Source organism: Actinophytocola sp. (assembly GCF_036378875.1).
Classification (GTDB): domain Bacteria; phylum Actinomycetota; class Actinomycetes; order Mycobacteriales; family Pseudonocardiaceae; genus Actinophytocola.
The window spans coordinates 1-14323 of sequence record NZ_DASUVO010000107.1 but is presented as its reverse complement, the minus strand read 5'-3'; the positions used below and the strand labels follow the sequence as shown (position 1 = coordinate 14323).

Annotated in this window: 13 protein-coding genes; 12 read left to right on the top strand and 1 reads right to left on the bottom strand. The window is 68.7% G+C overall.

Translation table 11 applies throughout. From position 1 onward, the window contains the following. The first annotated feature begins 126 nt into the window (after positions 1-126). From VF106_RS32315 to VF106_RS32295, 5 genes are all read left to right on the top strand, one after another. Positions 127-963, top strand: a complete 837-nt coding sequence (locus VF106_RS32315) for an ABC transporter ATP-binding protein (RefSeq protein WP_330843688.1) — start codon at positions 127-129, stop codon at positions 961-963. Then, complete coding sequence (locus VF106_RS32310) at positions 960-2369, top strand: ABC transporter permease (RefSeq protein WP_330843687.1); 1410 nt, start codon at positions 960-962, stop codon at positions 2367-2369. Before VF106_RS32315 ends, VF106_RS32310 begins: the two co-directional genes overlap by 4 nt. Further along, entirely contained in the window at positions 2366-3004 is a 639-nt protein-coding gene (locus VF106_RS32305; RefSeq protein ID WP_330843686.1) for a hypothetical protein, read from the top strand. The genes VF106_RS32310 and VF106_RS32305 overlap by 4 nt, the downstream gene beginning before the upstream one ends. Before the next feature lie 352 nt (positions 3005-3356). After that, a complete protein-coding gene (locus VF106_RS32300; RefSeq protein WP_330843685.1) occupies positions 3357-3533 on the top strand; it encodes a hypothetical protein in 177 nt (58 codons plus the stop codon). A gap of 1300 nt (positions 3534-4833) precedes the next feature. Next, positions 4834-6111, top strand: a complete 1278-nt coding sequence (locus VF106_RS32295) for an IS701 family transposase (protein WP_524535863.1) — start codon at positions 4834-4836, stop codon at positions 6109-6111. Here VF106_RS32295 and VF106_RS32290 read toward each other — a convergent pair. Then, entirely contained in the window at positions 6108-7028 is a 921-nt protein-coding gene (locus tag VF106_RS32290) for an RNA polymerase subunit sigma-70 (protein WP_330843683.1), read from the bottom strand. The two genes, VF106_RS32295 and VF106_RS32290, sit on opposite strands and share 4 nt — an antisense overlap. A gap of 136 nt (positions 7029-7164) precedes the next feature. Here VF106_RS32290 and VF106_RS32285 point away from each other — a divergent pair, with 136 nt between their 5' ends. From VF106_RS32285 to VF106_RS32255, 7 genes are all read left to right on the top strand, one after another. Continuing rightward, positions 7165-7872: a DUF899 family protein gene (locus VF106_RS32285; RefSeq protein WP_330843682.1), complete on the top strand. Its 708-nt coding sequence runs from the start codon at positions 7165-7167 to the stop codon at positions 7870-7872. A gap of 121 nt (positions 7873-7993) precedes the next feature. Next, positions 7994-8401 carry a hypothetical protein gene (locus tag VF106_RS32280; RefSeq protein ID WP_330843681.1) on the top strand — a complete coding sequence of 136 codons (408 nt, stop codon included), beginning with the start codon at positions 7994-7996 and terminating at the stop codon, positions 8399-8401. Positions 8402-8763: 362 nt separating this feature from the next. Beyond that, positions 8764-9273 (top strand): hypothetical protein, encoded by a 510-nt coding sequence (locus tag VF106_RS32275; protein ID WP_330843680.1) that lies wholly within the window; start codon positions 8764-8766, stop codon positions 9271-9273. Between the two features lie 74 nt (positions 9274-9347). Beyond that, entirely contained in the window at positions 9348-10442 is a 1095-nt protein-coding gene (locus VF106_RS32270; RefSeq protein ID WP_330843679.1) for a COG1470 family protein, read from the top strand. Positions 10443-10444: 2 nt separating this feature from the next. Next, the gene (locus VF106_RS32265) at positions 10445-10915 is read left to right on the top strand and encodes a hypothetical protein (RefSeq protein WP_330843678.1); all 471 of its coding nucleotides are present in this window, start codon (positions 10445-10447) and stop codon (positions 10913-10915) included. 5 nt (positions 10916-10920) lie between these two features. Further along, positions 10921-12687 carry a hypothetical protein gene (locus VF106_RS32260; protein ID WP_330843677.1) on the top strand — a complete coding sequence of 589 codons (1767 nt, stop codon included), beginning with the start codon at positions 10921-10923 and terminating at the stop codon, positions 12685-12687. Positions 12688-12964: 277 nt separating this feature from the next. Beyond that, positions 12965-14323: transglutaminase domain-containing protein (locus tag VF106_RS32255; protein ID WP_330843676.1), on the top strand; the 1359-nt coding region annotated here is incomplete at its 3' end.

Below are 14323 nucleotides of genomic sequence, written 5' to 3'. Positions count from 1 at the left end.
GCGCTGACGTGTTCGTCGGTTCGCGGTGACGTGGTCGGTGCTGGCCCCGCCTTGGGGTGGTGTTGTGGCGGGGCCGGCACCGTGCCAACGGGAACGTGTCTGGACTGTCTTGTCGGGAGGCGGGGTATGGCGATCACGGTGAAGGGCGTCTGTTTCTCCTACGGGCGCAAGCGGGTGTTGCACGACATCGATTGGACGGTCCGTCGAGGGGTGACCGGTTTGCTCGGGCCGAACGGGTCGGGCACGACGACGCTGTTGTCGGTTCTCATCGGCCTGGTGCGGCCGACCACGGGCGCTGTTGTCCCGTTCATCGCGCGGGCAGACGACACGGTCGCGGCGGAAACCGACGAACGTCCCCGAACGAGGGCTGGTCGGCACGCCTCGGCGGGGCGTGGTGAGGCGCGGTTTGGGTTTGTGCCGCAGCGGTTCTCGCTCGCGGGCGGGATGCGGGTGGTGGACGCGGTCGCCTACACGGCGTGGGTGAACGGGATGCCCCGCGGTGAGTGCGAGCCGGCGGCGGTGCGGGCGCTGGCCGCGGTGGACCTGGCCGACAAGGCACGGGTGAAGGTGAAGACCTTGTCGGGTGGGCAGCGCCAGCGCGTCGGGATTGCCGCCGGCCTAGTGCATGATCCGGACGTGTTGGTGTTGGACGAGCCGACCGTGGGACTGGATCCCGAGCAGCGGCTGCGGGTGCGGGACATGATCGTCGAGATCGGGCGCGCTCGGACGGTCGTGGTGTCCACGCACCTGCTCGACGAAGTCTCCCAGCTGTGTGGGCGGGTGGGCGTCCTGTCGGAGGGCCGGCTGGTGTTCGACGGCACCGTCGACGAACTCGAATCCATCGATATCGGTGGTGATGTCGGTGGTGATGTGGGGGAGGCCGGTCGTCGCGGTGAGGCGCGACGCTCGCCGATCGAGCGGGGCTACCAGCGGCTGCTGAAGACCATGGGGGGCGCCGAATGACCGCGACACAAGAACGAGCGCAGCGGCCGGCGCAGGAGACGACGCGCAGGCCGCGACAGCTGCTGGCGGCCGTGCTGGCGCATGTGCGTGGGTGGTGTTGGCCGTTAACGCCTGCCACGGTGGTGGTGCCCGCGGCTTTAATCGTGGTGGTCGTGGTGGTGATGACTGCGCCGATGTGGGGGTGGCCGTACCCGCTGTGGGTGCAGACCTCGGCCCAGTTCCACCAGCAGTTCACCTGGGCCGGTCTGATCGCCGGAACGTCGGCGTGCTGGTACGCCACCCAGTTGCATGCTCCGGACCGGATCTGGATCCAGCCCCACGCGCCCCGCCTGGGTGCCCCTGCCGTACATCGACACCTACGGTTGCTGGTGTCCTGGTTCGTCGGGGCGTATCTGGTGGCGCTCACACCGCTGGTGGTGGCCACTATGGTGGCGGGCGGGTTGGGGAGTCCGGATCCGCTGGCGATGCTGTCCGGTGTGCTGGCGATGGTCGCGGCCGTCGCGCTGGGGTATGCGTTGGGCACGGTGGTGCCGTTGCTGGTGATGGTGCCGATCACCGCGGCCGGCTTCTACGCGCTGCTGGTCGTGGGACACGCCGGCGGGGACAGCTACGCGGCGGTCGCCCCGGCTCTCCATCTGGAGCCGGAACTCGGCCAGCGGGAATCACCTGCGTTGCTGGTGTTCCGGATCGCGGTGTTCGTCGCGGTGGCGGTGATGGCGACCGGGCTGGCGACACGGCGTCTCCAGCGGCTGGCGTTCGGCGGCTCGCCGGTGTGGCAACGGGTCGTTGATGTCGTGATCCATGCCGCCACACCAGCAGTGTTGATCACGGTGTCCCTCGTCAACAAGCCGGCGTTGTTCGAGGTGGACGTGCACCCGGACGCGGCGTGCACGGTGCAGCGAGAGATCCGCTACTGCGTCCACGCCGACCAGCAGCTGCGGCTGGCCGCGTTGGTCGACACTGTGGACCCGGTTATCGCCCGTTACGGCGCCACACCCGACCTGCTCACCCAGGTCTGGGACCAGTCACTGGCCTGGGGACCCATCGACCGAGACTTGGCGCGCGGGCTGCAACTCGCCTGGCTGCGCCCGGATGGCACGATCCAGACCGACATCGCCATCGTCCTGTCCGGCCTCTACAGCTGCTCCCTCGACCCCGCCGCACCAGACACCGCTGCGGGCACTGCCTCCGACGACGGTGGAGACGGTGCTGGTGGGACACCGGCGGAGGCTCAAACGGAGACGCTGGCGGCGGTGCCGGGCGATATCCTGACGTTCCTGGAAGGCGATCCCCCCTCCGGGACCTTCGCCGGCATGACTGTGCCGCAGGTCCAGCAGTGGCTCGACCGGCACCAGCGGGCACTGCACACCTGCACCCTGACGACCGAGGACCTGCCCCAGCCGTGATCTTCATCATGCGCGCGATCCTGCACAGTCGCTCCGGACACACGGTCCTGGTCACCACCGTCGCCATGTGCGCGCTCGCCGCGTTCACCGGCCGCCGGTCCATCGAGCTCGACCTGTCCGCCCAGTACCCACCTACCAAGATGGCCGTGGTCGAGCTGTGTTCGATCCTGACGGCCACCCTGCTGGCTATCCAGATGCGGCCCCGGTTCTGGGAATGGGATCGCCTCGCCGCCCGCCGACCCAGCGGCTACCGACCTTGCACCCTGGCAGCCGTCACCGCGGCGGCTGGGATCGGACTGCCCGCGCTGTGCGTCCCGGCGGTCGTGCCCACGCTGCCGCCGAACACACCGTGGGCCTGGGTGCTGGCCAACGCGCTCCTGATGGCCGCCATCGTGCAGCTGATCGCACCCCTGCTCACCCCACTGGCCGCCGGCACCGTGGCGCTGGTCGCGTGGTTCGGCTGTGGTCTCGCGACCAACCTTGCCCCCGGCCTGTGGCTGCCGGTCAGCAGCTATCACGAACTCCAGGGCCGTTGGTTCGTGGTGAGTGTGCTCGCGGTCGTCACCGTGGTGCTGCACGCCGTGACCTGTGGCAGAACCACCTGGGCACACCGCCAGTTCGGCAAGCACGAGTAACACCCGGCCAACCCAACATCCAAGACGTCCATTGGAGGAGTGCCGTGGTCAACCTTCGCCGCCGAAGAGGGGGGCCAAGTGCCTCGTCGGGGTACGCCTGCCTGTGTGTTCGCGCGTCGTGGCCGAACAGTCTCGGTGAGATGGCAGCATACGGGCTGTGAGCAGGCATTGGGTCGACTCTGTGCTGGAAGCGCTGCGACGCGATGGATCTGTCGTGGTCGCTGCTTCCACGCTCGATGATGTTGATGAGTGGCGTCGGACAGTGCGGCAGGCATGTCGTTCGGCTGGGTTACGGGTCCGGACAGGTATCAATGCCCATGGCGCCGTGTGGGCATATCACGTGGATCACGTCGTGACCGACGCAGATATGGCCGCTGCCGCCCGCGCAATGGACGCAGCCTACAGAGGCGTGGAACGGCGACCTTTTCACGAACTCGTCCGGGAGGAACAACGCAAGCGGCTGACTGTTGTCAGCGATACACCAGCTGACACGACAGACAAGCGAAACACCCTCGACGAGACCGAGTAAAGCTCAGAGACACGTCGTCACCCCCGGCAGCGCGGCCTACCTCGGCGACCGCCTCAGCAAGCAGAACCTTGACTGCTGACAGAGGTCTTGAGACCCCTCCCAGTGCAATCCGGTCAAGCCAAGAGGCGGCCACTCTACTCCCTATGCTCCTTCTGCAGGAAGCAATAGGGGGTCGATGGACTCAGTCACCCGAACGAGGAAGCGTTGCTGAATTTCGGCGTCGTCCCATGCCCGAAGGCGCCATGCCTGCGGGGCCTTCGTGGCGTCGCGCGCTGAGTATTTCGCCATCGTGACGCTTTCCTTGCCTGAGGCTTAGGCGGAGTGACGGGTGGCTTGTTCCTTGCGACCCGCTCCGCGGAGGAGAGATTCTGATAGTCCCCCACATGGCGCGTACCGTGCCTCAGCTGAGGCTATGCGAGGGCTCGCTCGTCACCTCGCCGCCGATCATGGCCGCAGGTCGGGCGCCCTTTCTGAGGAGGTCGAGGTTTACTCGTCTAGGTGAGCTTCCCTCCTCTCGGGTGGAAGGTGAGAAGCCGTGCGGAACTGGGGCACGATGCCGGCTGGCGCGCTGTCGGTTTCGCAGTTGGAGGCCGACGTGTGTGAGGGCACCGGTAATTGAGTTGGCGTTAGCGACGGTGCGGGTGCTTTTTGAGGATGCGTCGGACGGTGGTGGCAGGGGCTCCGTCCCGTGTGGAGGTTTCGTTGTCTCTGTTCATCGCGATGCCGAGGACTTGCGTGGCGAGGGTGAGCCATGCGTGGGCGTCGGCGCCGCTTTGGCGGTTTCCCGGTCCGGTTCCACATCGGTGGCAACGTCACCCCCGTGACCCGGGCCGCACCCACCAGGAGCCGATCAGTGCGCTGCTCCTGCAACGGGGACGCTTGAGATAGACGAACACCAGCGAGTCGCCCGCCACGACGGAGTCGAAGACGCGTCCAGGACAGCGCGCTGGTTGTGTCCACCGGCTGGCGTCACGAGGGAGTAGTGGGAAGGCGGGGCATCCGCCGCAGCCCCAAGGTCTTGTACCTGTGAGTCCCCCTCGGATGGAGTGGTGGTTACCTGCTGCCGGCTGGCCCACCTCCTGTCCGACTGGCGTCAACGAGGGCTGACGGGCCGTCATTCCCGAGCGCTGAACACCTCATTTGCTCCCAGTCCTAGTACTCCAACGTCACTTGGCTTCGGCGTTGGGCGTGGCGTGGGCATGAAGACGGCCACCACGTTGATCATCGATGGTTTGTGAGGACAACCGAAGATCGCGCGACGGCCGTGGGCCACAGCCTAGACCTTGACCGGTGGCGGTTCATCCTCGACGAGGCGGTGACGCGTGTTGCTGGCCGGTTCGTGCGGGCGGAGCCACGACGGACCGCGGGGCAGATCGTGGAAGGACTGCTGTCGGAGGCGGATCGCAAGACCTGCTGGTCGTTGGCCGAGCGAGCTGGTCACGCCGATCCGCAGGCGATGCAGCGGCTGCTGCGCACGGCGGTGTGGGACGCCGAAGCCGTCCGCGACGATGTGCGTGACTGGCTGGTCGAGCAACTCGGCCATCCTGACGCGGTCCTGGTCACCGACGAGACCGGCTTCCTGAAGAAGGGCGTGTGCTCAGTCGGGGTGCAGCGGCAGTACACCGGCACCGCCGGTCGGGTCGAGAACAGCCAGGTCGGGGTGTTCCTGGCCTACGTGACACCTGCGGGGCGCGCGCTGATCGACCGCAGGCTCTACCTACCCGAGACGACCTGGTGCGACCAGCCCGACCGCCTCGCCGCCGCGGGTGTTCCAGACGACATCGGGTTCGCCACGAAACCGGGCCTGGCCCGGCAGATGATCGCCGCCGCCCTCGACGCTGGTGTCCCGGCCTCCTGGGTCACCGCCGACGAGGTCTACGGCGCCGACCCCGGCCTACGCGCCGACCTTGAACAGCGCAGGATCGGCTACGTTCTCGCGGTCGGCTGCGACCGACGCGTACACATCAACGACGGCCGCACCCTCGTACGCACCGACGAGGTCGCCGAGCGGATCCCCACCCGCGAGTGGCAACTGCACAGTTGCGGACCGGGCGCGAAAGGTCCCCGCGAGTATCTGTGGGCCTGGATCACCACCGCTACTCGACCCGGTGAGCATCGGTGGCTGCTCATCCGCCGCAACCGCACCACCGGCGAACTGGCCTTCTACCTGTGCTGGTCACCTCGTCCGGTGCCGCTACACACCCTCGTGACCGTGGCCGGCTCCCGCTGGAGCATCGAAGAGCTGTTCCAGACCGGCAAAGGCCAGATCGGCCTGGACCACTACCAGGTCCGCGGCTGGACCGGCTGGCACCGGTTCATCACCCTGGCCATGCTCGCCCTGGCCGTCCTGACAATCCTCGCCGCCACCACCGCCCAGCAGCCTGACGCCGACCCGGAGATGATCGCGCTGACCGTCGCCGAGATCCGCCGACTCCTCAACGCCTTCGTCCTGGCCGTGGCGCTACCGCCAGAGCACACCCTGCACTGGTCAACCTGGCGACGAACATCCCAAGCCCGAGCCCGACGATCCCACTACCAGCGCAGACTCGGCCACTTAGCTTGGGACTTACTCGTCTAGGGCTCGAGCGTGGCGGGCATGCTGAAGGCGGCGACGTGACGGGCACCGATGAAGGCGTTGCTCTCTACGATCTTCCCGTTCTCGATCCGGAGTACGTCGACGACCAACGCCTCGTAGTGCGGGCTGCCGGGCCGGCGGAGATAGTTGATCAGTGCCGGGCGCCCGTTGGCCGAGGTGGGGAACGTACGCCAGTTGAGCGGTCGGCCGAGGAACTCCGCGGCCGCGTCGATCCCGACGACCGGCGGCTCGGGTGGCATCGTGATCCGTACGTCCTCGGCGAGCAGTGCCCGGATCGTCTCCGGGTCCTTCGCGTTGGCGTAGCGGCGCAGGATCTCTTCGTCCTCACTGGTGAGCTGCGGGCGGCGCCAGTCTTTCGGGTCCGACGGAGCGCGCCGCCGGAGGGTGTGGCGGGCCCGCTGGAGGAGGCTGTTGACGGCCGCTACGGCGGTGTCGAGCGCGGCGGCGATCTCCTGCGGCGTCCAGCCGTAGACATCGCGCAGCACGAAGGCCGCCCGCTGCCGCGGCGGCAGGTACATGAGCGCTGCGATCACGGCCAGCTCGACGGTCTCCCGGGCGGCGAGACCGGTCTGCGGATCGTCGGCCAGCAGGGCGTCGGGATAGGGACCGAGCTCGGTGGACCACTCCAGCGGATCACCGTACGGTACCGTCCGGTGACCGGCCGCCTTGCGGCTGTCGAGGAAGACGTTCGTGGCGATCCGGTAGAACCAGGTGCGCGCCGACGCCCGACCCTCGAAGCGGTCGCGAGCCCGCCAGGCACGCAGGAAGGTCTCCTGCACCAGGTCGTCCGCGTCGGTGACGTTCCCGGCGAGACGGTAGCAGTGGACGTGTAGCTCACGCCGGTGCTCGTCGAAGGCGCGCTGCAGCCAGACCGCCTGCTCGTCAGGCGAGTCGGACATGTGATTTCCCCGGGGCTGAGTGGTCCTCACAACCGTACTGACGACCGCGGACCCATCCGTCATCGGTCACCGATGACGATCGCCGACCCGGTCGTCTGTACCTGTGACCGATCCCCACTCCACGAAGGAGATAGCCATGACGGCAACCCCCGCGTCCAGCGCCGCCGCGCCCCCGGTCGTCGACCGGGAGACCTGGCTGCGCGAGCGCGACGAACTGCTGGTCCGGGAGAAGGCCCATACCCGCGAAGGAGACGCGATCGCAGCCGCTCGTCGTCAGCTGCCGATGACCTTGATGCCGACGGTGACGGTGCGGGGCCCTGGCGGGGACACCCCGCTGGTGGAGGTGTTCGAGGGCCGCCGAATGCTCATCGCCTACTTCCACATGTGGCACGACGGCAAACCGTACGAGCATCAGTGTGAGGGGTGCACCTTCTCGACCTGTCACATGCAGATGCTGGACTACCTGCACGCTCGGGACGTCACCTACGCCGGGTTCTGCGAGGGTCCCTACGACGAAAGTGCCCCGTTCGCGGAGTTCATGGGCTATAGGTTCCCCTGGTATTCGGCGAAAGACTCCGACCCGGCTCTGGCCGACGGTCGTGACTTCGGGTTCATCGCGTGCTACCTGCGCGACGGCGACAAGGTCTACGAGACCTACTGGACCACCGGGCGGGGCGTGGAGGCGTTGATGACCACCTACCACGCCCTGGACCTCACGGTGTACGGCCGGCAGGAGAACTGGGAAAACTCGCCTGAAGGCTGGCCGCGGGTCACCGGGCACCCGTGGCGTCTCAACGGCCGCCCCACCGCGCAATGGTCATGCCCCGGCGTCGCACCGCGATGACGTCCTGATGATCGAGGTGATCATACTCGGGTCGGCCGCGGTGTCAGCCTGCTGCTGCGTCGTGCCGCGGGCGGGCGCTTCCCGCAGAGCCCGAATGCTTGCGGGTGCGACGGTGGCTGTCATGGTCGCGGTGACCCTCGACGCCGCACCGGTTGTGCAGCACGCGGGCACGCTGCTGCTCCTGGCCGTGGCGGTGGCAATCGTCGTCGGCGGTCCGACCGAGCGCGGCCCGGAGCTGGAGTGGCACCGTATGGCCGGGGCCGTGCTCATGGCGCTCGCCGTGCTGATGCATCAACACGGCGAGTCGATGGCTACCCACCACATGACCGCCGGGCCCCGGACGGACCACGGCACCGTCACCGGCCATGACGCGGCGCTCGTGTTGCTACGCGCCGCCACGGCGGCTTACCTCTGTTGGATGGCGACCGCACTCGTCCGGCTGCGCAATCGACCGATCACGGACCTGCTCCGTTGGGAGCACCTGGCAATGGGGGCAAGCCTCGCGGCCATGATCTTCTTCATGAACTAGCCGAGCAAGCCAGTCGGCAGATCAAATGACGTTGGAGTACTAGGCGGTTACCGAGGGAGTTGCTGTCCTGTGGCTGTGTCGCACGAGTGATGTTGCTCGTCCAGACCATGTGGTTACGGAGAGTGCTCGTCGGCGTCGTCTGTTCGGTGGACAGCGTCGGGTGGCCGGGCAGTCCTGTGTCGGCGGGTCAGTCCAAAGCAGCCGGGACCTGTAGCGCCCGGCCTGGTGGTGTCGCAGCAGGGAGGGCGGTCCTCGGACGGGGATCGCACCGCACTGGCCCCAGTGGGCCATGGCGAAGGAACCTCGGCTCGATCACGGCGGGTGAGGGCTTCGTCAATCCGAACTCTGCGGAGGGACCTGTCATGAGCAAGATCAGCAAGAAGGCCAAGTTCGTCGTCGCCGGCGCGGTCGCGTTGACCATGATCGGCGGCGGTGTCGCATTCGCGTACTGGTCGACCACCGGAGAGGGCTCCGGCTCCGCGACCAGCTCCAACGGCGCCAGCGACCTGACCATCTCTCAGACGAACGCACCGAGCGGCCTCGCGCCGAGCGTGGCGCCGGTCGACGTCACCGGCTCGATCACGAACAACGCGCCCAACTCGGCCTACGTCAACCAGTTGACCGTCGAGATCACCGGGGTCGACGCGGGTCACCCTGGTTGTTCGGCGGCGGACTTCGGGCTGACCACGGGTTCGAGCCCGCTGTCCAAGCTCGGTGCCACTCAGACGCTGACACGTCCGGTGACGACCGAGCTGGCGAGCGGCGGCTCGGTGTCCTTCCCGGCGTTCAAGATCGGTTTCGCGAACGACCCGAGCGCCTCGCAGGACGCGTGCAAGGGTGCGCTGCCCCAGCTGAAGTTCACCACCAACTGACCCGCCGCACTGGGGTGGGGTCACCTGGCCCCACCCCCAGCGGGTCGTGGCAGCGCCTAGGGATCGAGGACGAGATGCGCGGAACGAAACGGCTGGCGTTGGTGTTGTCGGGCGTGGTGGCCGCCGGTCTGGTGGGAGCCGCGGCGGTGTACGCGGCGGCGTCCAAACCGGACTTCACGCTCGGGATCAGTCCGACCAGCCAGTCGGTGCAGCAGGGTCAGTCCGCCGTCTACGCGGTGACCGCGGCCGCCACCAACGGGTTCACCGGTGCCGTGTCACTGACCGCGTCCGGTCAGCCCAGCGGTGCCACGACCGGGTTCTCCCCGTCGGCGGTCACGTTGTCGTCCTCGGCTTCGACGGGCACGTCCACAGTCACCGTCGCCACCGCGGCCACCACACCCGTGGGGTCGTACTCGATCACGATCACCGGGACGAGCGGGAAGCTCAAGCAGACGATCACGGTCAGCCTCACCGTCAACTACGCACTGTCACAGTCGTTCGCGCTGTCGGTGACACCGGCGTCCGTGACCGTGCCAGTCGGCTCCACCGCCGTCTACACAGTGGCGATCACCCGGACGAACTACCCCGGCGCGGTCACGTTCGCCGTCTACGGCGGCCTGCCCGCGGGTGCCGCCGCGACGTTCAGCCCCGCGTCCACCACCGGCGGGTCCACCACGCTGCAGGTGACCACCAGCGGGTCGACTCCGGAAGGCACGTTCACCCTCTACGTGGTCGGCTCGGGCACGGTCGGTGGGACGACGAAGTACGCCTACGCGCAGTCGAAGCTGGCAGTCAGCGCGCCGGCCGGGAAACCGTTCACGGTCTCCGGCGACCTGCCCGGGACGCTGGCGCCGGGCATCCCGCCTCGCCCGCTGGACCTCACGCTGCGCAACACGAACAACCAGGACCTGGCCATCACCAACCTCACCGTGACGGTCGCCAGGACCAGCGCGGGTGCCGCGTGCGCACCGACGAACTTCACGGTCGTCCAATTGAGCGGCCCGTACCCGGTCCGCCTTGGTGCCAACCAGACGGCCTCGCTGTCCCAACTCGGCGTCCCGTCGTCGAACTGGCCGAAGGTCGGCATGCTCGACCTGCCCGTCAACCAGGACGCCTGCAAGAACGCGACCGTCACCCTGGCCTACTCCGGCTCGGGACAGGGGGCCTGATCATGCTGACCTCGCACCGGCCACGACCGGCCCTCCGAGTGCTCCTCACCGTCGCCGCGTTGTCCATCGCGGGCGCGGGCGTCGCGAGCGCGGTCTGGTCCACCACCGCGACCGGCTCCGGCTCCGCGACCGGCGGCGACCTGACGATCTCCGGCGAAGCGGTGTCGGGCGAGACGGTCACCGACACGCTCTACCCGGGCGGCTCGGCCGACGCCGTGATCAAGATCCACAACCCGAACCCGTACCCGGTGCAGGTCGTCGCGATCACCGCCACCGCGGTCCCCCAGGCCGGCAACGGCTGCACCCCGACCGGCGTCAGTTTCGCGGCGCCTGCCGACCCGCAGTTCTCCCTCGGCGCCGGCCAGTCCACCGTGCTGCACCTGCCCGGCGCGATGTCGATGGACCTCGCCTCGGCGAGCACCTGCCAGGGCCAGACCTTTTCCCTGCCCGTCACCGTGACAGTGCGGAAGTGATCTCCATGAGGACGAGCCGCCGCGGCCTGGTGATCGCCGCCAGCCTGATCACCGCCACCGCCCTGGCCACCGGCGTCGCCTGGGCGTACTGGAGCGCTCAGGCCGACAGCGTGCCCGCACTGTCCAAAGCGGACGTTGTCGGTGCGGGCAGCCAGCCGACCGTGACCGTGAACGCCGACACCGTCGCCCTGAGCTGGGCCGCCACCACCACGACCGCCGGCCGCGGTGTCACCGGCTACCTGGTCAGCCGCTATCCCGCCGCGACGGGCGGCACGGCCACCGCCGCGTCCCAAGGGACGTGCGCCGCCACACCGGTCACCGGCCTCACCTGCAGCGAAACCAGCACGCCCGGCGGCAGCTGGTACTACACGGTCACCCCGGTCCTCGGGGCGTGGCGCGGCAGCGAAAGCGCGCGCAGCACCGCCGCCGTCGTGAACCAGAGCCACACCTTCGCCTTGTCCTGGACGGCAGGCGGCACCCGCACGGCCGGCGTCGGCTCGACTCTGACGATCACCGCGCTCGTAGGGGCCCAGACCGACGCCACCTACAACGGCGGGAAAACCCTGACGTTCAGCGGCCCCGGCGCCGCGCCCAACGGCGCATCACCCTCCTACAACGGCGGCAACCCGTCGGTCACCTTCACGAACGGTGTCGCCACGGCGCCGGTCACCCTGTACAAGGCCGAGTCCACGACACTCACCGTCACCGACGGCACCTCCTCCGGCAGCCTCCCGACCACGGTGACTCCGGCCGCCGCCAGCCGACTCCAGGTGCCGACCCCGGCGACGCCCACCGCCGGCACCACGTTCTCACTCACCCTCACCGCGCAGGACCCGTACCGCAACACCGCCACCTCCTACACCGGCAACAAGACCCTGGCCTGGACCGGCCCCGGCACCGCCCCCAACGGCACGAGCACTCCCACCTACCAGAACCCGGTCACCTTCACCAACGGTGTCGCCACCACACCGGTCACCCTGTATCGCGCCGAGACCACCACGCTCACCGTCTCCGACGGCACCAACAGCGGCAGCACCACGGCGTTCACCGTGCTCCCCGCCACCGCGAGCAGTCTCGACCTGCCCACACCAGCCGCCCAGACCGCCGGCACCGCCTTCACCGTCACGCTGACGGCGCTGGACGCATACCGGAACCGGGTGACCAGCTACACCGGCGGCAAGACCCTGAACTGGACCGGCACGGGCACTCTCGGGAACTCGCCGAGCGGCTCCACGCCGCTCTACCCCACCAACCCGGTCAGCTTCACCAGCGGCGCCGCCACCGTGTCCATCACCCCCGTCAAAGCGGAAACGGCCACCCTGAAGGTCACCGACTCGACGATCAACGGCACGTCCGCCACCTTCACGATCAACCCCGGCGCGGCCACCAAGCTCGCCTGGACCAACGTGACCGTCTCCGCGGGCACCCTCAGCACTCCGTGCCTGTTCACCTGCACCGCGAACGCGGTCGGCAACAACAAGAACTTCACCGCACGCGTCGCCGTCACCGACGACAACGGGAACACGGTCAACAACCTCGTTGCAGGAACAAACGTCACCGTCACGACCGCGGGAGGCGGGTCCTTCACCGCCCCGACCCCCGTTCCCAACGGCGGAGCCGGCCCGATCACCCTCACCATCAGTACCAGCGGACCAGCCGTGTCCACCCAGCAGTTCACGCTCACCACCCAGAACGGTGCCTGGACCACCGACACCCTCACCGCCACCAAAACCGGATACACGAGCGCGACGGCCACGATCAACAAGGCCTGACCCAACCGGCCGCTGTCGCTCTGGGTGCACGCCGAACTCCGCACCGATGCCGGCAGGACCACGTCACGCGACACCTGAACACGCTGAGGATGGCCGCGTAACAGCGCGGTCTGCGTCGCGAAGGTCTGCTCATCACGGACAGAAGCGAGGACAGGGACTGGTGATGGTGGCACGCCGGGTATGCCGATCTGAGTCACGAATCCACGGGCGACGCCTGGTCGGCGCGCTGACGGTCGCGTTCGCCACGTTTCTGTCCGTCCCAGCGGAGGCCGCTGCGGTGCCGGACGACAGCCGGGACATCCTCGGTGGGCTCAACGTCGCGGCGGGGAGTCAGGCGGTCGACCCGCGCGCGGCTGTCACCGCCGCGGTCCGTGCCTCGGCGGCGCGGGGAGGGGCGGCGGGGCGGACCACGGTTCCCGGCACCGTGCGGGCGCTCGCGGACCGGCTGGGCACTCCGGAGCGGATCTTCAACTGGGTCCGCTCCAACGTCGTTTTCGAACCCGGCTGGGGCAGCGTGCTCGGTGCGGACGGCTGCTTCCAGATCCGACGCTGCGACGCCCATGACACGTCGTCGCTGCTGCTGAGTCTTCTCGCCGCCCGGAACATCCCAGCGCGCTACGTCACCGGTCTGGTCGACGTCGACGCGGGTGTGTTCCGATCGGCAGCCGGTGACGTGGCGAGTAACACCGCCGCGTCACAGATCGCGGTGGTGACCGGATGGCCGCACGAGACCATCGGTGGCGGCAAGATTCGTCTCGCCCACGTGTGGGTCGAGGCCGACCTCACCGGCCGGGGCGCGTTCCTGCCCCTCGACGCGGCGCTGAAGCCGCACCTGTTCACCCCTCCCGCCGCCCGGGCTGTCGACGCCACCACGCGGGCCGCGGCCCTCGCCGACACGATCACCTTCGACCCGGCGACCGCGACGTTGACGAACTTCGATGCCCAGGCCTTCGACGCTCGAGCCCAAGACGTCAGCGACGCTCTGCTCGCCGAGGTCGGCCCCGAGCCCGTCCTGCGCACACCGGATGCCGTCCGCTTGGTCGGGGAGCTGACCGGTTCGCTGCGGGCGAAGGTCCACGCGGTATCACTGTCCAAAGGGGCCGCTCCGCTCGGTGACATCGTGTCCATCGCCGGGCGCGATCAGACGCTCCCCGACTCGGTGCGGCACCGTCTCGAGGTGTCGTTCGTCGCCGGCGCCGGCGCCGGCGCCGGCGACGGCACGGTGACGACGACGATCCCCCTCGACGAGACGGACGACACACGCCTGACGGTCGACTTCGCCGCCGCGACACCAACCGATGCCGACGAAGTCGCCCGGTACGGCGGCCTCTGGTCCACCCCACCCGGCGAGGTCGCCCTGCGCCCGACGCTGTTGATGGCCGGTGAGGCCAAGCTGATCGGCGCGCCCATCGCGTTCACCGCCTTCCAACAGGTACACACCCGGGTGCTTCGTCCCAATGGGACGGTCACCGCCAACGTGAGCAACTTCCTGCGTGCGGGCAGTGTCGGCGCCCTCGTCGTCAACCCCGTACGGGTCGGCATCGGCTCGTTGACCACCAGTTCCACCCGCGTCGGCGGCCTGGCCGATCGCTTCACCACGCCGCGACCGGGCACCGTGACCGGAGACGAACTGCAT

Bases quoted from the DNA above. Each gene is read 5' to 3' on its own strand.
- VF106_RS32315 (WP_330843688.1), top strand. From the start codon at position 127: ATGGCGATCACGGTGAAGGGCGTCTGTTTCTCCTACGGGCGCAAGCGG.
- VF106_RS32310 (WP_330843687.1), top strand. From the start codon at position 960: ATGACCGCGACACAAGAACGAGCGCAGCGGCCGGCGCAGGAGACGACG.
- VF106_RS32290 (WP_330843683.1), bottom strand. From the start codon at position 7,028: ATGTCCGACTCGCCTGACGAGCAGGCGGTCTGGCTGCAGCGCGCCTTC.
- VF106_RS32285 (WP_330843682.1), top strand. From the start codon at position 7,165: ATGACGGCAACCCCCGCGTCCAGCGCCGCCGCGCCCCCGGTCGTCGAC.
- VF106_RS32280 (WP_330843681.1), top strand. From the start codon at position 7,994: ATGGTCGCGGTGACCCTCGACGCCGCACCGGTTGTGCAGCACGCGGGC.
- VF106_RS32275 (WP_330843680.1), top strand. From the start codon at position 8,764: ATGAGCAAGATCAGCAAGAAGGCCAAGTTCGTCGTCGCCGGCGCGGTC.
- VF106_RS32270 (WP_330843679.1), top strand. From the start codon at position 9,348: ATGCGCGGAACGAAACGGCTGGCGTTGGTGTTGTCGGGCGTGGTGGCC.
- VF106_RS32265 (WP_330843678.1), top strand. From the start codon at position 10,445: ATGCTGACCTCGCACCGGCCACGACCGGCCCTCCGAGTGCTCCTCACC.
- VF106_RS32260 (WP_330843677.1), top strand. From the start codon at position 10,921: ATGAGGACGAGCCGCCGCGGCCTGGTGATCGCCGCCAGCCTGATCACC.